Source organism: Streptomyces sp. NPDC001599, assembly GCF_042893535.1.
Classification (GTDB): Bacteria; Actinomycetota; Actinomycetes; order Streptomycetales; family Streptomycetaceae; genus Streptomyces.
In genome coordinates this window covers 114,518-133,836 of sequence record NZ_JBIAVA010000015.1, presented here as the reverse complement: position 1 = coordinate 133,836, position 19,319 = coordinate 114,518, and the positions used below count along the sequence as shown (strand labels likewise).

The 19,319-nt window shown below is 71.2% G+C and carries 15 protein-coding genes, 2 tRNA genes and 2 pseudogenes; 12 read left to right on the top strand and 7 right to left on the bottom strand.

Translation table 11 applies throughout. From position 1 onward, the window contains the following. Nucleotides 1–85 precede the first annotated feature (85 nt). On the bottom strand, nucleotides 86–1,093 hold the full coding sequence (locus ACFYZ3_RS30810; protein WP_388524466.1) for a hypothetical protein: 1,008 nt from the start codon (nucleotides 1,091–1,093) through the stop codon (nucleotides 86–88). A 1,226-nt stretch (nucleotides 1,094–2,319) separates the two neighbouring features. On the opposite strand from ACFYZ3_RS30810, the gene ACFYZ3_RS30805 reads away from it, so the two are divergent. From ACFYZ3_RS30805 to ACFYZ3_RS30790, 4 genes are all read left to right on the top strand, one after another. Then, complete coding sequence (locus tag ACFYZ3_RS30805; RefSeq protein ID WP_388524463.1) at nucleotides 2,320–2,598, top strand: hypothetical protein; 279 nt, start codon at nucleotides 2,320–2,322, stop codon at nucleotides 2,596–2,598. A 364-nt stretch (nucleotides 2,599–2,962) separates the two neighbouring features. Continuing rightward, a complete protein-coding gene (locus tag ACFYZ3_RS30800) occupies nucleotides 2,963–3,598 on the top strand; it encodes a VOC family protein (RefSeq protein ID WP_388524460.1) in 636 nt (211 codons plus the stop codon). A 33-nt stretch (nucleotides 3,599–3,631) separates the two neighbouring features. Beyond that, nucleotides 3,632–3,985 carry a DUF6000 family protein gene (locus ACFYZ3_RS30795; RefSeq protein ID WP_388524457.1) on the top strand — a complete coding sequence of 118 codons (354 nt, stop codon included), beginning with the start codon at nucleotides 3,632–3,634 and terminating at the stop codon, nucleotides 3,983–3,985. A 122-nt stretch (nucleotides 3,986–4,107) separates the two neighbouring features. Beyond that, entirely contained in the window at nucleotides 4,108–5,193 is a 1,086-nt protein-coding gene (locus ACFYZ3_RS30790) for a DUF4232 domain-containing protein (protein WP_388524455.1), read from the top strand. On the opposite strand, the gene ACFYZ3_RS30785 is transcribed toward ACFYZ3_RS30790, so the two are convergent. Together ACFYZ3_RS30785 and ACFYZ3_RS30780 are read right to left on the bottom strand one after the other, a co-directional pair. Continuing rightward, a complete protein-coding gene (locus ACFYZ3_RS30785; RefSeq protein WP_388524452.1) occupies nucleotides 5,160–5,642 on the bottom strand; it encodes a hypothetical protein in 483 nt (160 codons plus the stop codon). The genes ACFYZ3_RS30790 and ACFYZ3_RS30785 overlap by 34 nt on opposite strands. A 231-nt stretch (nucleotides 5,643–5,873) precedes the next feature. Next, nucleotides 5,874–6,749, bottom strand: coding sequence for a bifunctional DNA primase/polymerase (locus ACFYZ3_RS30780; protein WP_388524449.1), 876 nt, complete (start codon nucleotides 6,747–6,749; stop codon nucleotides 5,874–5,876). A gap of 364 nt (nucleotides 6,750–7,113) precedes the next feature. Here ACFYZ3_RS30780 and ACFYZ3_RS30775 point away from each other — a divergent pair, with 364 nt between their 5' ends. The 3 genes from ACFYZ3_RS30775 (at nucleotide 7,114) to ACFYZ3_RS30765 (ending at nucleotide 10,156) form a co-directional block, all read left to right on the top strand. Beyond that, nucleotides 7,114–7,440, top strand: coding sequence for a hypothetical protein (locus ACFYZ3_RS30775; RefSeq protein WP_127896132.1), 327 nt, complete (start codon nucleotides 7,114–7,116; stop codon nucleotides 7,438–7,440). A gap of 305 nt (nucleotides 7,441–7,745) precedes the next feature. Continuing rightward, nucleotides 7,746–8,351 carry a SigE family RNA polymerase sigma factor gene (locus tag ACFYZ3_RS30770; RefSeq protein WP_388524445.1) on the top strand — a complete coding sequence of 202 codons (606 nt, stop codon included), beginning with the start codon at nucleotides 7,746–7,748 and terminating at the stop codon, nucleotides 8,349–8,351. A gap of 128 nt (nucleotides 8,352–8,479) precedes the next feature. Beyond that, nucleotides 8,480–10,156, top strand: coding sequence for a long-chain fatty acid--CoA ligase (locus ACFYZ3_RS30765; RefSeq protein ID WP_388524442.1), 1,677 nt, complete (start codon nucleotides 8,480–8,482; stop codon nucleotides 10,154–10,156). Between the two features lie 78 nt (nucleotides 10,157–10,234). On the opposite strand, the gene ACFYZ3_RS30760 is transcribed toward ACFYZ3_RS30765, so the two are convergent. Continuing rightward, entirely contained in the window at nucleotides 10,235–11,509 is a 1,275-nt protein-coding gene (locus tag ACFYZ3_RS30760) for an MFS transporter (RefSeq protein WP_388524439.1), read from the bottom strand. Between the two features lie 134 nt (nucleotides 11,510–11,643). Between ACFYZ3_RS30760 and ACFYZ3_RS30755 the strand changes: the two genes are divergently transcribed. Beyond that, nucleotides 11,644–12,222: a TetR family transcriptional regulator gene (locus ACFYZ3_RS30755; protein WP_388524436.1), complete on the top strand. Its 579-nt coding sequence runs from the start codon at nucleotides 11,644–11,646 to the stop codon at nucleotides 12,220–12,222. 108 nt (nucleotides 12,223–12,330) lie between these two features. Here the strand turns inward: ACFYZ3_RS30755 and ACFYZ3_RS30750 are convergent, their stop codons facing one another. Then, nucleotides 12,331–16,743, bottom strand: coding sequence for a PAS domain-containing protein (locus ACFYZ3_RS30750; RefSeq protein WP_388524433.1), 4,413 nt, complete (start codon nucleotides 16,741–16,743; stop codon nucleotides 12,331–12,333). 175 nt (nucleotides 16,744–16,918) lie between these two features. Continuing rightward, on the bottom strand, nucleotides 16,919–17,380 hold the full coding sequence (locus ACFYZ3_RS30745) for an SSI family serine proteinase inhibitor (protein ID WP_388524430.1): 462 nt from the start codon (nucleotides 17,378–17,380) through the stop codon (nucleotides 16,919–16,921). A gap of 181 nt (nucleotides 17,381–17,561) precedes the next feature. On the opposite strand from ACFYZ3_RS30745, the gene ACFYZ3_RS30740 reads away from it, so the two are divergent. Together ACFYZ3_RS30740 and ACFYZ3_RS30735 are read left to right on the top strand one after the other, a co-directional pair. Continuing rightward, a tRNA-Ser gene (locus tag ACFYZ3_RS30740) sits at nucleotides 17,562–17,652 on the top strand. 190 nt (nucleotides 17,653–17,842) lie between these two features. Then, nucleotides 17,843–17,915: transfer RNA gene (locus tag ACFYZ3_RS30735), tRNA-Arg, on the top strand. Nucleotides 17,916–18,029: 114 nt separating this feature from the next. Here ACFYZ3_RS30735 and ACFYZ3_RS30730 read toward each other — a convergent pair. Continuing rightward, nucleotides 18,030–18,380: pseudogene (locus ACFYZ3_RS30730) on the bottom strand (ATP-binding protein); the annotation flags it as partial. On the opposite strand from ACFYZ3_RS30730, the pseudogene ACFYZ3_RS30725 reads away from it, so the two are divergent. Together ACFYZ3_RS30725 and ACFYZ3_RS30720 are read left to right on the top strand one after the other, a co-directional pair. Next, nucleotides 18,380–18,576, top strand: a pseudogene (locus tag ACFYZ3_RS30725) (GNAT family N-acetyltransferase); the annotation flags it as partial. The pseudogenes ACFYZ3_RS30730 and ACFYZ3_RS30725 sit on opposite strands and share 1 nt — an antisense overlap. A gap of 272 nt (nucleotides 18,577–18,848) precedes the next feature. After that, nucleotides 18,849–19,070 carry a hypothetical protein gene (locus ACFYZ3_RS30720; protein WP_388524428.1) on the top strand — a complete coding sequence of 74 codons (222 nt, stop codon included), beginning with the start codon at nucleotides 18,849–18,851 and terminating at the stop codon, nucleotides 19,068–19,070. The last annotated feature ends 249 nt before the right edge of the window (nucleotides 19,071–19,319 follow it).

Below are 19,319 nucleotides of genomic sequence, written 5' to 3'. Positions count from 1 at the left end.
CCTTAAACGAAATCTGATCCACGTCCACGCGTATCTGAGAGACACACTGCGTCAAAGAGGGAGCGCTCGGCCAATGGAGGCTGTCTCAGGACAACTTGAACTCGATAACCTCGCGTACCTTGTCCGTAGCCTGCTGATCGAAGCCAGAGGGTGCTAGCTGGAACCGATGGAGCTTGGGACGTTGGCCTTCCTGAAAACCAGCCATCTTGCCGCCCTCGATGTAGCGGCCCTCGTCCTCCTCGACCTCCACGAGTCCGAACCGACTAAGCATGCGGTGAGCTTCATAGGCATCTTTGCTCAGCCCGAACTGGAGCAGACGTATATCGCTTGCGGCAAAAACCGGCTGATGGCCGAACTTCGCGTGCAGCCACGCGATCATTAGCAGGAACGCAAGTTCACTGTCTTCCAAGAGATGGATCCAGCCGTTAGTGAATAGTCCTGCAGGTAGGTTGAGCAGAAGCTCTCGTCCGTCCTGACCGGGCACTGTGTAGCGGTCAGAATTTTCCCCGCCGCCGTAGGGGGTGCCCTGCTCATGCAGCAGCAGGAACCCCTCGTACTTGCCCACGGCCTTTGAGGCGTTCGGTAGATGAATGAGTTGTACCTCGGCGCTGGAGAGCCGTCCCAAGGCGTGGTGAAGCTGACGCGCCTTCTTGTCTCGAATGCTGGCGTAAGTCTTGAGGCCACCACCCCGTACTGCTGGCGTTGCGAAGAGGTCAACCCAGCTAACAGCGTCGAGGTCATTGAGAGGGAGCGTGTTCGTAGGCCGCTCACCAGGGCTGCGTGATTGCGCGACGAACGCTGCGGTGAGGAAGACCTTCAAGGCGATGCCGCGCGGTGACGCCAACCGTGTAGCTGGCGGTCGTTCCTCTGGCGGCGGCAGTAGCCGGTCGGAAGCGTCCCCTGGGACGCCGGCTGGGTCTTGGCGGAAGACGAAGCCGCTGCGAAGGACCAACTGCTTGCCCGTTCTGATGCCCGCGAACTGCGTGGACGCGCGCTTCGCTTCGGCGGTGATCCTTTCCAGCTTGGTGTGGCGAGCTTGGAACCGCTTGAGCTCGCTTGCGGACAACGGAAACAGGTCGAAGAAGTTGACCACCGAGTTTGGACCCCCTGTTCTGAACCTCTTGATCCGCCTGTGAGGGTCCTCGTTACATAACTTGGTAACCCTCACCGGCGGATCAAGCCGTGCTCGTACTCTACTCGCTTCCGTCAGGGCGACGCGGGCATTGTGGAAACCGCAGCCCAAGAGGGCTACGGGATCAGTTGTGTTGAAGAGCAAGGTGGCCCCCGGGTACCAGCCGGGAGCCACCGTAGGTGGCGCTCTGATTCTCAGCCGGACAGCAGAGTGGGAGATACGCCTTTGTCGAGCGTACGCAGTCGTAGCCAGTCGAATGAAGTAGAGCGTCAGCCAGAGCGTCTCCCACTGCGGTGGGCAGTGATCATCGCAGTTGCAGGTGCAGCCTCGGTTCCCGCAGCCGCCGTAGGAGGGCTACCTGCAGCCATCGGCACCTTCATCATGGTTGCCGGGGCCTTGCACGTGATGGTCGCGTAGAGCCGGCACCTCGTTCCGGGGCACGTTGCGGACACGATGGCGATCAGGACAACTGGTCGAGGTCGCTTGCGTGCTTCTGACCTGCAGCGCAGCGGTCAATGGCTCGCGACCCCGAAAGGTCTTGAAAACCGTCGTGGCGCAAGTCACCGTGGGTTCAAATCCCACACCCACCGCAGCGAGTTACGGCCCCTGACCAGGCGTTACGGTCGGGGGCCGTCGCCGTCGCGCTGTCCGCCGGACGCTGTCGTTCCCCACGATTTCCCTGTCCCCGTCTGAGCCTCAGCCGACGACAGTCCGCCACGGCGGCCGACGATGTCGGAGGCCTCAGCTTGGGAAGCTGTGGTCGTTCGTGGCCGGTTCGAGTGCTGATCTGGGCGCCAGTCGTCCACGCTCGCTCCTGATGCCTTCCTTGATCCGAGATGCCTGGCTGCTGCCAGCGTCCGACACCATGTGTGCTCAAGAGAGCGTGGTCGGCCGGCTCGGCGGCATGTCCCCTCCGGTGTTGTCTTCCGGGCCGTTCCCCTGGGACGTTCCGGATGGGCTTCTTCGACGCGAACTGGAGGCGGTGCGTGCCATCGAGCGGGCCGACGGCGCCGTGCGGGCCCGGCCGGTCCGAGATAGTGCGGGTCGAGTCCTTCCTGATCGCACAGCATCCGCTCACCGTGGAGCAAGTACGGCATTGGCAGCCCGAGTACGAGGACAGCCTCGCCGAATCGCGTCGAACACGGCCCGGCAGGAGGAAGACGTAGGGGTCGGCTAGGTTGCGGAGGGTGACCGCCATAGATCCGCTTGTGTCAGCCCTTGCAGGGTTGGTTGTCGACGCCGTCTGGTTCCTCGAGAGCTGCGGTGACGACGAAGTCGATCCCGACTCCGCGGTGAAGATGATGGAAGGTATGGGCGGGGAACTGCTGCGTCTGCCTCTGGACCAGCGCGACCGCCTCTTGCAGGTGCTCGCCGGCTTGGCCGAAGCGGAACAGGACCCCGCACGAAGGGAGTTCCTGGAGTCGTTTCCCGTCTCCTGTGGCCTGGTTGAGGAACAGAAGAACTGAGCTCAACCTCGGCTGAGAGAGGACGGCCGTGGCCATGTCAGGCCGTACTGCGCCGCGGCTGTCCGCTGCCGTTGATGTCAGTCGTGGATGTCACCTCACACTGGCTGGGGGTCACCTGCGACGCTTGCGTGTCTTCGCCTTGCGTTCGGCTTCCTTGCGCTTCTCGATGGTGTACGACGACCACTCGCCACGGTGCAGGTTGCATCGCGATGCACCGACCATCGCCAGCCGCCGGCACCGAGTGCCCTTCTCCGTGAGCGCTCCACACCTGGACTGCGTACGAGGCACGTCTCCCACCCCCGGTCTCGACCGTCGTGCGGACCAGTGCAGGATGGCCGGGCACATGCCCTTCGTGTAAGGCGCAGTGCTCCGCGCAGCGGTGCACTGCGGCATCAGGAGGTTGCCGGGGGGCGCACGTCTTACACACCGCCGCTATGTCACGCCCGGCCGTGCCGCCAAGCACCGCCGGCGGGCCGTCGACGCACCGCACCTGGTTCCGCTGGTCCGGGCCGGCGCGACGTCCGAGCGCGGCGTCTTGGTGAAGTGCAACCAAGTCGTCGCTGCGTGGGCGCGCCTCACCCGCGACAAGCAGGCGCCCCTAAGACAGGCTGCCGGAATGAAATCTCGAACTGATGGTATGTGGTGGGGAACGGCGATCGAGGCGCCGGACCCCGGCGGTCTGGCGAGGTTTTACGCCGAACTCCTCGGTTGGCACATCGGACACGAAGAACCCGGAACGGCCGTCGTCACGGCCTCACCGCACGGGCCATTCTTCGTATTCCAGCAGGCGGAAGGCTACCGGGCTCCGGTCTGGCCGCCGGTCGACGGCGAACAGCGTCCGATGATGCACTTCGACTTCCAGGTCGGTGATCTGGACTCGGCGGTCGCCGAGGCGGTCGCCCTGGGCGCCACGCCGGCCGAGGACCAGCCGCAGGAGAACGTCCGAGTGCTCCTCGATCCCGCCGACCACCCCTTCTGCCTCTGCCTCGACGAGGGGTGACCGGCCAAGCACCCGTCACGCAATCCACAACACTTGACGATTGCACCCGCCCTCGGTGCGCTCTTGCCGCTCGATGCCCATCCCCGTGCTGACCACGCGGCCCGGTTCCTCACCCCTGACGGGCTCTGGCAGCGCAACGCGCTGAGCGATGGGGGGGCCATGCTCGGCAGGGGCTCATGCCAGCCTGCCAGGGCAGTGCTCGGCGGCTTCGTCCGTGAAAGCGCGGAGCCGGCCGATGAACTGGCACGGGTCTGGCACGTCCACTTCCTACGGACGGTGACGGATCCGTGGCCATGGGCACAACGATCGGCACAGATCGACGCGGTAACGGCCGGGGCGTGCCGACAGGTTGGAAAGCTGTGGCCCGCACCATGTTCCGACAGGTGATTGACGGCCCCTGACCAGGCGTTGTGGTCAGGGGCCGTTGTCGTTCCGGTTGTGACAGGGCTGTGACCGGAGGTGTGGCTTCCGCCACGGCCGGGGTGTGGTGGGGCTGGTGGGGTGGGGCGATGCGAATTCCCCCGTTCCGCACGGCGTTGGCGGTCTCCGGTGTTCTTGTGGCCGGTCTTGTGTTGGGTGGCTGCGGTACTCAGACCGCCGGCTCCGCGGCGGGCGGTGGTGGGGAGACGACGGGGCCGTGTGCGGGCGGTGCCACCGCCGACGGCGGCGCAGCCGGCGTCGGTGCTGCCGAGCGTGACGGTGTCCGGGTCGTCGGGACGGTGGAGCGGGCCGGTGCCGGGGCGAGTGCGTCTCCCAGTGGGCGGGCGAGCCGGAGGCCCGGGGTGTCGGTCACGGCGGACAGTCTGCCGGGGGTGGGGGCAGCGGCCGGGCCGTGTGCCGTGCAGTACGACGTGACCAACCCGGAGGCCGAGCCCTTCACGTACACCATCACCTTCTCCCTGATGGACGAGCAGGGCCGGGCGATGTCGAACGTCGAGGAGACGGTGGCCTCCGTGGGGGCGGGGAAGACCGTGCGGAGGACTCTTGAGCACGGTGGGTATCCGGGCGGCGGGGTGCTCGACGCCGGGCGGGTGCGGATTCTCGACGTGGAGCGGGTGCCCTCCGACGAGGCGCCGGCGCCCGCGAGTTCCTGTCCGGCGTCCGGGCTGCGGCTGACCGCCGACCGGGGCGACGCGGCGATGGGACTGCGTGTCGTGGGGCTGCACCTGGAGAACTGCGGGAGCCGGACGTACTCCCTGGAGGGCTATCCGGTGCTCCAGTTGCTCGACGCCGAGCACCAGCCGGTGGAGGGGATCGCGATCCTGCGCGGTACCGACGGCATCCCGATGGCGGGCGGGGGCGAGGGGCCGCCGCGGCCGGTGACGCTGCGGCCCGGTGAGTCCGCCGTGTCGGGGCTGGCGTGGCGCAACACCACCGAGTTCGGCGAGGCGGTGACCGTGCCCTACGTCAGGGTCCGGGCCGAGGCCGGTTCCGACCCGGTGGTGGTCGCCCCGCACCTCGACCTCGGCACCACCGGCGAGCTGGGGGTCCGGCCGTGGGAGAAGGACGAGGCGGAGGTGGGCAGTGGCGCGGGAGAGGGCGGGAGCGGACGGCCGGGGGCTCAAGGTCCGTACGGGGGGACTTCCAGCTCGTAGTCCTGTGCCAAGGACGTCCAGTCGACCTCCCGCAGGGCGGGGTCCGTGTCGTACGGGTCCGGGATCCGGGTCGTCGGCTGGAACCAGATGACGGTCAGGCCGGAGCGGTGGGCGACCGGGTCCTTGGCCGGGGCCAGGGGCATGGAGGAGAAACGGCCGACGCAGGCCACGCGCGGGAGTGTCTCGACGGGGCCGAAGGCGCCCGCGTACTGGTCCGGGTAATCGCGCGGCGGGGGGATCAGGTGTACCGGCATGGTGGGGGACAACCCGGCGGCGGTGTCCAGGAGTGCCCGGATGCGTTTCTCGTTCACGGGGCGGCACGGGTAGCCCGGCGGCATGTCGCCGTAGGTCGGGGTCAGGCGCAGTTCGGTCAGCTCGACGCTGCGGCCGCAGGACAGGACGATCCGGGTCAGCGACAGGGTCGGCACTCTGGGAGAACGGTCGTGCATCGGGGTCTTTCGGTTGCGTGCCGGTGAGGTGCGTGGAGTGCGGAGGGTGGAGTGGGGAGGGGGCACAGCCCGGCAGAGACGCAGGGCGGGTGCTCGGCTTCCGTAACGGCCGGTGCCCATCGGGCCGCTTCCACTGGGCCGGTATCAGCCGGGTCGTTCCGGCCGGCTTCAGCCGGGTCGTATCCGTCAGGATGCCGGGTCGTTTCCGTCAGGGATGCCGGGGCGTTTCCGTCAGGGGTGTCGGCCCGTCATGCGGGCCGCCGACGCGATCGTCGCGCGGGCCTCGCGTTCGGTCAGGCCGGTGGCCCGCGCGGCCTCCAGCAGGGGGGTCAGCAGGGCCGCGCCGACGCCGTTCTCGTAGGCGCGGCAGGCCGCCCAGAAGAGGCGGGTGTTGCGCTGGCCCTCGTGGGCCCCCAGGACGAACTGGACCAGGCCGCGCCCGTCGCCCGCCGATTCGCCGTCGGCACGCCGCGCGGGGGGCGGAAGCAGCAGGCGCAGGAGTGCGGGCGGGCAGGGTGCGGGCCTGAGGTGGGACGTGCCGGGGGCGATCGTGTAGGCGCCGTGGCGGGTGCGGGAGCCGGGGCCGACGAGGTAGCCGCCCGCACCCCGGATGTCGATGCCGGGGGCGAGCCGGCCGGCCGAGTTGGGGACGACGTGGTCCGGCGGGCCGGTCAGCCAGAGGTGGCGGCCTCCGCTGGGGGTGAGGACGACGACCGTGGGCGGGATCGTGAACAGGTGGCGCAGGGCCAGTTCGCGCAGGGCAGTGGAGGAGTCCGTCTGCACCGCCGTCGACTTCGTGTCCAGGTCGACGCCGATCAGGTGGTGCGGCGGCAGACCGCAGGCGATGCCGTAGCCCGTGGCCCACGGGGCGGCGGCGAACAGCGCGCGGACGCGGTCCGGGTCGGTGGAGGCGTCGTGGACACCGTGGCCGAAGCGGCCGCACTCGCCGCGGCAGGTGAAGGGCTCGGAGGCCGGGGCGTCGCGGTGGGGGGAGCGCAGCGCCGGGAGCTTCGTCCGGGCCAGCGGGATGACGGCCAGTCCGCGTTCCGCGGCTGACAGGGCGTGTGCGAGGGCCAGTGTCGTGGCCCGCCGGTCGGTGGTGGCCATGGGTCTATGTTCGTACGTATGTTCGAGAAAGGGAAGGGCGGAGGGTGCGACACGCCGGGGAGGGAGGGGTGTGGGGAGAAAGTGGCGGAACGCTTCACCTCTTGCGGTGCTTGAGGTGGAGTCGTCCGTGCTGTCCCGACGTGGGGAGGAAGGGCAGCAAAGGGGTTTATCGACTTGTCCTCACGCTTGAGGGCGAATCAGGGCTTCCGGGGTGGTTCGCCGGGGATTCGGTGGGCAATTCTGATCACGCGACGTCGTGCACAGCGTCGAGGCGGTCGGCCAACTGCCTTGGCACACATCCTGGTTCACGTACTTCTCGCGTTGTCGGCTGGAAGCCGGTGCGCACTTGTTCTGGAGGAACAACATGGCAAGCATCCGTACCGCCCGTGTCGTCGCCGCCGTCGCCGCCCTTCCGCTCGCCGCCGCTCTCTTCGGCGGGGTGGCGACGGCGGACAACGGCGCCTTCGCGGACGACGGATCGAACGCGACCGCCGCCAGTGCCAACGCCGGAATCCTCGGCAGCGGCGTCGGCGACGACAACAACGGCAACTCGTCCACCACGCAGCAGCAGGCGGTCGGCTCGGGGGCCTCGAACCAGAGCAACACCGCGCAGGTCGACGGCTCCGCCTTCACGTCGATCAACCAGGGCAACGACAACGTGGCCGTCACCTTCTCGCCGCTGTGGTGGTGAGCTGAGGGGCCGGCGCGGGTGCGCTGCCGCGCCGGCCCCTCGGGTCCTTGCGGGTGTGCTTCATGGGGTCGCAGTGCGTCCGGGCGACGGTACTCCGGTACCGTCGCCCGGACGTTTTCGTATCCGCTTCGTGTCCGCTTCGTCTCCGCCTCGTGCGGACCCCCAGGGGTCAACCCGCAGTACCCGTCCTCCCCCACTCCACCTACAGGAGGTGGGGCCAACACCACCCCTACAACCTGAGGCGGACTCGGCTTCGGGACCTGCGGCCGATCCGCCGGGTGCCCCCTCGCTCATAGCGTTGAGCCATGACCACACCCGTCTGCACCAGCGCTTCGAACGCCGCCACAGCCATGGCGCCGGCCACGGCGAGGGCCGCCGCACCGGCCGCGGCCACGGCAAGGACGCAGACCTTCCCGTACCCGTCGTTCTCGTCGTACGTGAAGGCCCGCCAGCCGGTGCTGCTGCGTACCGCCCGCTCGCTCACCGCGAACCCGAGCGACGCGGAGGACCTGCTGCAGACCGCGCTCACCAAGACGTACGTGGCCTGGGAACGCATCGAGGACCACCGCGCCCTGGACGGCTATGTGCGCCGGGCGCTGCTGAACACCCGCACGTCGCAGTGGCGCAAGCGCAAGGTCGACGAGTTCGCCTGCGACGAGCTGCCCGAGCCGGAGCCCGTGTCCGGCGGCGACGACCCGGCGGAGCGGCAGGCCCTGCACGACGCGATGTGGCGGGCGATCATGAAGCTGCCCGCCCGGCAGCGCGCGATGGTCGTCCTCAGGTACTACGAGGACCTCAGCGAGGCCCGTACGGCCGAAGTGCTCGGAGTTTCCGTGGGCACCGTGAAGTCGGCCGTCTCCCGGGCCCTCGGCAAGCTCCGCGAGGACCCTGAGCTGGGGTTCGTGCGGTAATGACCCGGTATGTGAGAACCCGGTGGGATCGCGTATTCGGCCCCGCCCACTGATCGATCACCCGGGACTAGTGACATACCGCGCGGTATGTGCGCAGAATCAGCGCAACCCTTACCGCCGCGTAGGCAATGTCGCCCCGGGAGGACACCGTGCTGAGCACGATGCAGGACGTACCGCTGCTGATATCGAGGATCCTGGCCCACGGGTCGACCATCCACGGCAGCTCGCAGGTGACCACCTGGACCGGTGAGGACGAGCCGCACCGCCGCTCCTTCGCCGAGATCGGTGCCCGCGCCGCCCAGCTGGCGCACGCCCTGCGCGAGGACCTCGCCGTCGGCGACGACGAACGCGTGGCGACCCTCATGTGGAACAACGCCGAGCATGTCGAGGCCTACTTCGCGATCCCCTCCATGGGCGCGGTCCTCCACACCCTCAATCTCCGCCTCCCGCCCGAGCAGCTGGCCTGGATCGTGAACCACGCCGCCGACCGGGTCGTGCTCGCCAACGGTTCGCTGCTGCCGCTGCTCGCCCCGCTGCTGCCGCACCTGAAGACGGTCGAGCACGTCGTCGTCTCCGGGCCGGGCGACCGCTCCCTGCTGGACGGGGCCGCCGTCCAGGTGCACGAGTACGAGGACCTGATCGCCGGGAAGCCGACCGCCTACGACTGGCCCGAGCTGGACGAGCGGGCCGCGGCCGCCATGTGCTACACCTCCGGCACCACCGGCGACCCCAAGGGCGTGGTCTACAGCCACCGCTCCATCTACCTGCACTCCATGCAGGTCAACATGGCCCAGTCGATGGGCCTGACCGACCAGGACATCTCGCTGGTCGTGGTCCCGCAGTTCCACGTCAACGCCTGGGGACTGCCGCACGCCACCTTCATGACCGGCGTGAACATGCTGATGCCGGACCGCTTCCTCCAGCCCGCGCCCCTCGCCGCGATGATCGAGGGCGAGCGGCCGACGCACGCCGCCGCCGTCCCCACCATCTGGCAGGGCCTGCTGGCCGAGCTGACGGCCAGGCCCCGCGACGTCTCCTCCCTCACCCAGGTCACCATCGGCGGCTCGGCCTGTCCCCCCTCCCTCATGGAGGCGTTCGACGCGCTCGGCATGCGGGTCTGCCACGCCTGGGGCATGACGGAGACCTCGCCGCTCGGCACCATCGCCCGGCCGCCGGCCCACGTGGTCGGGACGCCCGAGGAGTTCGCGTACCGCCTCACCCAGGGGCGTTTCCCGGCCGGTGTGGAGGCCCGGCTCACCGGGCCCGGCGGCGAGCGCCTGCCCTGGGACGGCGAGTCCGCCGGTGAGCTGGAGGTGCGCGGCAACTGGATCGCCGGTGCCTACTACAACGGCCCCGGGGCCGATCCGCTGCGTCCCGACGACAAGTTCAGCGAGGACGGCTGGCTGAAGACGGGCGATGTCGGCACGATCTCCCCGGACGGCTTCCTCACCCTCACCGACCGGGCCAAGGACGTCATCAAGTCCGGCGGCGAGTGGATCTCCTCGGTCGAGCTGGAGAACGCGCTGATGGCCCATCCGGACGTGGCCGAGGCCGCCGTCGTCGCCGTACCGGACGACAAGTGGGGCGAGCGCCCGCTGGCCACCGTCGTCCTCAGGGAGGGCGCCACCACCGACTTCGCCGCCCTGCGCACCTTCCTCGCCGAGGACGGCAAGATCGCCAAGTGGCAGCTCCCGGAACGCTGGACGGTCATCGAGACGGTGCCGAAGACGAGCGTCGGCAAGTTCGACAAGAAGGTGCTGCGCCGGCAGTACGCCGACGGCGGTCTCGACGTCACCCGGCTCTGACCGGAAGAGCGTGACCAGGGCACGATCACGCCGCGCGAGGGCCCTGGCCCTCGCCCGGCGTACGGCCGCGGCCCGCCCTCACCGCGCACCGCGTACGGCCGTGGCCGCCCACCCCAGCACCAGCCAGGCCCCCGCCACCGCGCACACGCCGCCCCAGCCCCAGTGGCCGAACGCGGGCCCCGCGAGGGCCGAGGCCAGCGCGCCGCCCGCGAAACCGGCGACGACGTACGCCGTGTTGGCGGTGGCCGGGGCCGAGGTCGTGGTGAGGGCCAGGGTCTGGTTGGCGACGTGCGAGGCGACCAGGGCGGCGTGCACCAGAACGGCCGCCGCGCACAGCGCCGCCATCACCTGCCCGCCCAGCCAGAACAGCGGCACCGAGAGAGCGGCCAGCACGTACGCGGACCGTACGACCTTGGCGGCGCCGAACCGGTCGACCAGACCCCCGGCGAGCGGCGCGACCACGCTCGCCGTCAGCCCGAACAGGCCGAACAGCCCGGCCGCGGCGGTGGTCATGCCGTACCCCTCGTCCTCCGTGAGCAGCAGGGCCAGCGAGGTCCACAGGGCGCTCCAGGCGCCGTACATCCCCGCCTGGCGCACGCACGCCCGCCACAGGTCGGGCGAGCGGCGCACCACGCCCGGTATCGAGACCAGCCCCGCGAACAGCGGGCCCCGCCGCTGCCGCTGCTCCACCGGCAGGATGTACGCGGTCGCCAGCCCCAGTACGGCGGTGAGGACGGCGGCGCCCACGAACACCGCCCGCCAGCCGAAGGCCTGCCCGGCGAGGCCGCCGAGCACCCGGGCCGCGACGACGCCGGTGAACAGTCCCGCGATGACGGCCGCCACGTGCCGGGCCCGGCGGTCGGCCGGGGCGCGCTCGGCGACCAGCGGGACCAGCAACTGCGGTACGACCGTGGCGGCCGAGGCGACCAGGACGGCGCCCGCGAGCGCGCCGGTCCCGGCCGACGCGGCGGCGGCGAGCAGGGCGGCGGTGGCGACCAGCGAGAGGGCGGCGACCAGCCGGCGCCGGTTCACGCTGTCCCCGAGCGGGGCGAAGAAGAGCAGGCCGGCCGCGTATCCCAGCTGGGCGACCGAGGCGAGCCAGGCGATCGCCGACGGAGTGGAGCCCAGGTCGCGGGCGATGAGGGGGAGCAGCGGCGCCGCGAGGTAGATGTTGGCGGCCGTCACGGCGGTGCACAGGGCGATCAGGGGGAGGAAGAGCCGGGCGGCGGCGCCGGACGGCCCGTTCCCGGCCCGCGTGGACTTGGAGGGGGAGGTGGAGATGGGCGCGGCGGTGGACGTGGACGTGGAAGCGGACGTGGACGTGGCGGTGGGAGTGGACGGTGATGACGGCATGGGTGGAGCGACTCCTTCGAGCGCACGCTAGTAACTAACTGGTTGGTTGGAAGTAACTCCGGATGTCCGGCCCGCATTCCCGAGCAGGCCAACCAAATAGTTGGTTACCTTTTCCGCCCCGCTACCCTTGCCCCATGGCAGCAAGGGACCCCGAGGCCACCAAGGCCCGGATCTTCGAGGCGGCGGTGGCGGAGTTCGCCCGCCACGGCATCGCCGGCGCGCGCATCGACCGCATCGCGGCCGAGGCCAGGGCCAACAAGCAGCTGATCTACGCCTACTACGGCAACAAGGGCGAGCTGTTCGCGTCCGTCCTCGAGAAGAAGATGCTCGACCTCGCGATCTCCGTCCCCGTCGACCCGGACGACGTCGAGGGCTGGATCGACCGCCTCCTCGACTACCACGCCGCCCACCCCGAGCTGCTGCGCCTCCTCTTCTGGGAGGGCATGGAGGACGGCACCGCCGAGCTGCCCCACGAGACCGAACGCCAGGCCCACTACGCCCGCAAGGTCGCCGCCCTGCGGGACGGCCAGGAGCGCGGTGTGGTCACCGACGCCATCCCGGCACCCGACCTCCTGTTCCTGCTGGTCGCGATGGCCAACTGGGCGGTCGTCGTGCCGCAGATGAAACGCATGCTGGTCGGCGGCGAGGACGAGGACGCGGACCGCCTGCGCGACTCGATCAAGAAGGCGGCCCGCCGCATCTTCGACCCGTGACGCGGAGGGTGCCGTCGGCCGGAATCGCCGAGGGCACCCTCAGTCGGCCAGTCGGCCAGTCGGCCCGGCCCGTCCGTCAGTCGGCCCGTCCGTCAGTCGGCCAGTCCGTCAGTTGGTACCGATCCGCGAGAGCAGCTCGACGATCCGGGACTGCACCTCACCGCTGGTGGAACGCTCCGCCAGGAACAGCACCGTCTCGCCCGAGGCCAGCCGCGGCAGGTCGTCCTGGTCGACGGCGGCGGTGTAGACGACCAGCGGGGTGCGGTTGAGCTGCCCGTTGGCGCGCAGCCAGTCGACGATCCCGGCGGACCCCTCCTGACGCCGCTGCACCCGCATCAGGTCCATCACGACCAGGTTCGGCCGGAACTGCCCCGCCAGCGTCACCGCGTCGGCGTCGCCGGCCGCCCGCGCCACCTGCATCCCGCGCCGCTCCAGCGTCGAGGTCAGCGCCAGCGCGATCTCCGCGTGTTCCTCGATCAGCAGGACGCGCGGCGGATGCTGCTCGCTGTCCCGGGGCGCGAGCGCCTTCAGCAGGACGGCCGGATCGGCCCCGTAGGCGGCGTCCCGCGAGGCCTGTCCGAGCCCGGCCGTGACCAGTACGGGCACCTCGGCCGCCACCGCCGCCTGCCGCAGCGACTGGAGCGCCGTACGCGTGATCGGCCCGGTCAGCGGGTCCACGAACAGCGCGGCCGGGAACGCCGCGATCTGCGCGTCGACCTCCTCGCGCGAGTTCACGATCACCGGCCGGTAGCCGCGGTCGCTGAGCGCCTGCTGCGTGGAGACGTCCGGCGCGGGCCACACCAGCAGCCGGCGCGGGTTGTCCAGCGGCTCCGGCGGCAGCTCGTCGTCCATCGGCTGCGGGCGCGGCGGGTCGGCCACCTCGACGGCCCCGCCGGGCCCGTCCAGCGGTTCGGGTCCCTCGGCGGCGTTCCGGTCCGGCGCCCCTATGGCGTACGACCGTCCGGCGCCCTCGGTGACCGGCGCGAGCCGTCCCTGACCGCCGGCCAGGGACGGCTGATCCTGGGACTGCCTCGGGGGCTGCGGCTGGGCCTGCTTCTTCGGCTGCGCGCCCGGCGGCTGCTCGGCGGGCGCGTGCGGGCGGGCCGACGGCGCCGTTCCGCCGGCGGCCGGGTCGGGCGGCGTGCCCAGCTTGCGGCGCCGGCCCCCGCCGCCCGGCTGGTGCGGGGCGGGGGTGGCCGACGGCTGCTGCACCTGGACCGCCTGCCGGTTGAACGGCACTCCCTGGCCCAGGGTCCGCACGCTGATCGCCCGTCCCTGCGTCGAGTTCGGGTCGACGGGCGCGGAAGCCTCGGCGGGCAGCGGCTGCGCCGCGCGAGGGGCGGGCGCGTTCTCGGGCGGCAGCGGGGTGCCCCGGCTCGGCGTGGAGGCGGGAACGCCCTGCGGAGCGGCAGGGGCGGCCGGGGCTGCCGGAGCGGCAGGTGCCGTCGGCGCGGCAGGTGCCGCAGGCGTGGTCGCCGCGCCGGGTGGCACAGGGGAGCCGGGCGCTACGGGGGTACCGGCGCCCTCGGTGTCCGCGGCGGCGGGCCACGGCTGCGGCGCGGGTGCCGGCTGTCCCGGGGCGTCGGGCGCCGCGGGGCCGGGGCGCCCGGTGTCGGCACCGGACCCGGCGGGCCGGGGTGCCGGTGCCTCGGCGTGGGCGGCGGCCGGGGCGGGCACGGGGGCGCCATGCACCGGCGGAGCTCCGTGCACCGGCGGAGCCCCTTGCGCCGGGATGCTCTGTGCGGGCACGTTCTGCGTCTGGCCCTGGCCCTGGCCCCTGTCCTGGCCCGGCACCGGTTCGTCGGCCGGGTGGGCGGCCCCGGCCCGTCGGCGGCGTCCCGTGGGCGCCTCGGCCGGGTGGGGCTGCGGCGGCGTGTGGTCCTCGGCCTGGCCGTGCGGTACGGCGTCGTGACGGCCCTCGTCGGGCACGGCGTCACCGGGAGCGGCGGGTCCGGGCACCTGGACCCGACCGGGCTGAACCTGCCCCGGTTCCTGAACCTGTCCCCGAGCCTGCGCCGCCCCCGCGGAAGGACGGTCGGCGGCTGCGTCGGCGGCTGCGTCGACGTCTGCGTCGGCGGGCGGCAGGGCGAACACCTGGCGCGGAGCGGCCTCCTGCGCCGCGGCGCGCTCGTTGGCGGAGGCCAGGGCACGGCGTCGGCGCCCCGTCGGCCGGTCGGAGGCCGCCGGGTCCGCCGGGTCCGACTCGCCGGCCTGCGCGGGCAGCGCCGGGGGCAGCGCGTGCTGCTCGCCGCCGTCCTGCCCGGCCCGGCGTCCGGTGGGCGCGGGCACGCCCTGCGGCGGTACGGTCCCGCCCAGGCCGGTGTTGGACGCGGCGGCCCCTCCGCCGTGCTCGCCGGCCATGACGACGGCACCCTCGGACACCCCGCCGAGCGCTGCCTGGGGCACCCCGGCGGTCTCGGCGCCCGAACCCTCCGCGGGCCGACCACGCCGACGCCCGGTACCACCGGCCCCGGCACCCGCGCCGGGCCCCGCCTGCGCGGGCACGGGCAGCGGAGCCGGCACGTCGCCCTGCCCCTGCACCTGAGCGCCGGTCTCGGCTGCGGCCCCGGTCTGGGCCTCGACCTGGGCCTGGGCCGCACGCCGCCTGCGCCGCCCGGTCGGTGCGGAGTTCTCCGCCTCGGGTTCGGCACCGACGCCGCCCGGCGCCCCGGCGACCTCGCTCTCCAGGAACGCGTCGACGGAGGCCCGGCGCGCCCGCCGCCGCCCGCCCCCGGGAGCAGGCTCGCGAACGGCCACGGTGCCCTGTGCGCCCATGCCGTCGGCCGAGCCGGCCTGGGCGTCCGGCACGGCAGGGGCGAGCTGCGCGAGCTCGGCACCCTGGGCGGTGACGGCACCCGCGCCGCCCCCGATCGGCACCTCCAGCACGAACGCGCTGCCGCTCATGCCCGGCACGTCGTGCGTCTGCAGCACGCCACCGTGCGCCCGCACGATCCCGCGCACGATCGGCTCGTGCACCGGGTCTCCCCCGGCGTACGGCCCGCGCACCTCGATGCGCACGACCTCGCCGCGCTGCGCCGCCGCGACCACGACGGTGTTGTCCAGGTAGCCGCCCGTCGCCGACACGGGCGAGTTGCCGGTGGCGTCGACACCGGCGACGTCCGCGACGAGGTGGGCGAGCGCGGTGGCCAGCAGCCGGGGATCGACCTCGGCCTCGATGGGCGGGGCGTGCACGGCGAACTGCACGCGCCCCGGGCCGATCAGCTCCACGGCCCCGTCGACACCCGCGGCGACGACGGCGTCGAGCATCACCTTCGTACGGGCGACCTGTTCGTTGCCCACGTCCAGGCGCTGGTAGCCGAGGACGTTGTCGATGAGGGTGGTGATGCGCGAGTAGCCGGCCGACAGGTGGTGCAGCACCTGGTTGGCCTCGGGCCACAACTGCCCGGCGTCGTCCGACGCCAGCGCGGCCAGCTCCCGGCGCAGCTCGTCCAGTGGCCCGCGCAGGGAGTCGCCGAGGAGGGTGAGCAGCTGCTCGTGCCGCCCGGCGATCGCCTCGTACCGGTCCTTCTCCCGCTCACCGAGGGCGGCATAGCGGTCGGCGTCCGCGGCGATCTCCTCCGCGTGCTGCTCCTTGAGCTCCTCCAGCTCGGCGACGTGCCGCTGCCGCAGCTCGGTCAGCTCGGCGGCGTGCTCCTCGGCGAGCCGCTCCAGTTCCTCGGCGTGCCGCCGCTCCGCCTCCTCGTGCTCCTTGACGAGGGCGTCGTAGGGGCGCCGGTCGGTGAAGGTCATCACGGCGCCGACGAGCTGGTCGCCGTCGCGCACGGGCGCGGTCGTCAGGTCGACCGGCAGCTGGTCCCCGCTCTTGGCGAACACCACCTGCCCGCGCACCCGGTGCTTGCGCCCGGAGCGCAGCGTGTCGGCGAGCGGGGACTCGTCGTACGGGAAGGGTGAGCCGTCGGCGCGCGAGTGCAGGACCAGGGTGTGCAGCTCGCGCCCGCCGAGTTCACCGGCCCGGTAGCCGAGGATCTGGGCGGCGGCCGGGTTGACGAGGACGATCCGCCCGTCGGTGTCGGTGCCGACGACGCCCTCGGAGGCGGCCCGCAGGATCATCTCGGTCTGCCGCTGCGAACGGGCCAGCTCGGCCTCGGTGTCGACGGTGCCGGAGAGGTCGCGGACGACGAGCATCAGCAGCTCGTCACCGGTGTAGCCGTAGGTGTCGTAGGCCTGCTGGCCGGTCTCCAGGTTGGCGCTGGTGACCTCGACCGGGAACTCGGAGCCGTCGGTGCGCCGCGCGACCATCCGCGTCGGCTTGGTGCGCGCCCGCGGGTCGATGTGGTCGGGGCGCCGCATGGAGCCCGGGATCAGCCGCGAGTCGAACTGCGGCAGCAGATCCAGCAGCCCCCGCCCGACCAGCGCGGTGCCCGGCGTCTCGAACGCCTCCAGCGCGATGGTGTTCGCGTTGACCACGGTGCCGTTGGCGTTGACCAGGACCAACGCGTCCGGCAGCGCGTCCAGTATTGCTGCGAGGCGAGCAGCGCCTCGGGATGGCCTGCTGCTCACGAGACGCTTCCCTCCTGTTACCGCACTTGCCGACCGCCTGGGCCATCTTGCCAATCGGCCCGCAGCGTGTCACGCGAGGGAGTCTAAGGGTTGGGGCCCCTCGGGCGGCGTGGGATGGGACGGAGGTCGCACGAGGAACTGACGTAGAACGTGTGACCGATGACCGTCCGGGGCCCTACGACCGGGCCGGGGCCCCCACCTCGGGCAGCAGCGGCACCATGCGGTCCCAGCGGGAGATCTCGCAGCCGTCGCGGCGGTCGTACGTCGCGTCGACGGGGCGGCCGGCCCAGACGCCGGTGACGTGCGCGGTGGCCGGGCCGCCGTACTGCATGGTGCAGACGCTGCCCTCGGGCACCGGCGCGAAGGTGTCCCGGCCCCACCGGGTGTCCCCGTCGACGACGGCGCAGGCGCCCTCGGGGTCGGGGTGGTCGCCGGCGGCCGGGTGGCAGGACAGCTCGTACGTGCCGTCCAGGCCGGCGCCGGCGTCGCGGACGGTGACCGTGAGGTGGTCACCCTCCGGAGCGCGGGGACCGGCGACCGCGGCCGAGGGCGCGGCGCAGACGGAGGCGAGGGCGGCGGCGGACAGGGCGGCGGCGCCGAGGAGGCGGGCGGCGGGATTGCGGGTCACCTGGAACATGACCTGACCAACGCGCCGGCCGCCCGGACGTTGCGCGACGGCCCGGTGGACTACGCCGTAAGGGCTTTGCTCTGTGGCCTGCCCGCCTAGTACCGTAGGGGTCGATTGGTGACAGCGCGCTCAACTGTGTCATCATCGGCACGCGCCACTCGCGCTCGCCCGCGAGACGGTGATGTTGTCTGGAGGCGTCGCCTAGTCCGGTCTATGGCGCCGCACTGCTAATGCGGTTTGGGTCTTAAAGCCCATCGAGGGTTCAAATCCCTCCGCCTCCGCCCGATCACAGAAGCCCCGGCCCACACGGCCGGGGCTTCTGTGTTGCCGACAGTCCGCAACAGGCATTCGCCCAGGTCACAAGGGGTGCGGCCAATGGATTTCACATGACGGCGGCAGTCATGTAATGTTCTTCCTGTCGCCGCGACGGGCCGGAAGGAACGGAAGCGGCGGTAAAACTGAACAGGACAAGCACTCGTAGCTTAACGGATAGAGCATCTGACTACGGATCAGAAGGTTGCAGGTTCGAATCCTGCCGAGTGCACACAGGTCAAAGGCCCCGCCGGGAAATCCGGCGGGGCCTTTGACATCAACGGCTGACATCAGTGCGCCCGGAGAGGCACCCTCAGCCGTCGGACGCTTCCCCTTCCGACCCTTCATCAGGGTTGCGTGCGGCGGGCCGGGCCAGCACGTCCTTCGTCCGCACCCGCGGGGCGTCGCCGACGACGGCGGCGATGTCGGCGAGCGGGTCATGCTCCGCGCTGTGGTCGATGGCGTGCAGGGTGGTCACGCCGTCGCGCAGGGCCTTGGCCCGGTCGGTGATCGCGGTGGCGGCGGCGTCGTCCATGTAGTGCGTGCGCACCGTGATGGACGCCTGTCCCGCCGGGATGCTGATCCCGTCGGATGCGACGACCAGGGTTCCCCGTCCCAGCCCGAGCCGGAGCAGGTTCGGCGCCGCGCCGCCGTCGACCGCCTTGTCCCCCAGGGCCATGCGGGCCTGAGACTCCGTTAGACGCCTGGACAACGAACACCAACTTGCAGGCGTACTACCTGCGGCACGGGTTCCGGCACGTTCGGACTGTTCGTCAGGGTCTCGCCGTGAATGGGGGGCCGAGGGTTTCAGGGTGCTTGCCCAGCGGGTGACTGAGCTCAATGAGCACGGGCTTGCAGACGAAACCGAACCCTCTGAGGCGCTGCGTTCCTAGTGCCGTTGGACCTACAGCGAGTGTGACGCACGACTCATTCCCTGGGAACCATGGTTTGATCTCCAAGCGTGGCCCTCTGAGCCCCTAGATCGAAGGTCGAATCTCCCATTCACCTTCATACTCAAGGGCGGGTGTGGCCTAGGCCATTTAATCGATGGGATATTGCGAATTCGACTCGCTGTATCCGAGGTAGCGTAGCTCTGTCGAGGTCGGGGTGATGGCCGACCGAGTTCACGGCGCCCGCACTGGCGCCCTCTCTCATGGAGCTGCTTATGAGCGACGATACGCCACCGGAGAGGTCATCGCTTAGCGTGGTCATGGTGTCACTGGCGGTGTTTGCTGTAATGGTCGTGGTGCCACTCGCCCTGCTGCTAGTCGCAGGTGTTGCCACTGGGCGGGTGGCACCGGCTGTTGCGTCCGCCATCGCCGTGATCGCCTCTGCGACACTGGCCGTGATCACCTGTGCTGTGAAAGCGGTGGTGCGGCGCTGGTGACATCAACACAGGCGTACAACAACGCACTGCGGCGGCCCGAGGGCGTGCTCCCTACTCCGCATACCGTTCGGTGAACGACGCTTACAGGTGATCCACTGTGAGGGTGCGCACGCCTACGGATCAGAAGGTTGCAGGTTCGAATCCTGCCGAGTGCACAGAATGGTCGGAAGCCCCGTGGTTCACTCCACGGGGCTTCCGCTTTCTCCTGCGGGGGCTGACTGAGTAGCCGTACTCATGTGTCCGGCTCGC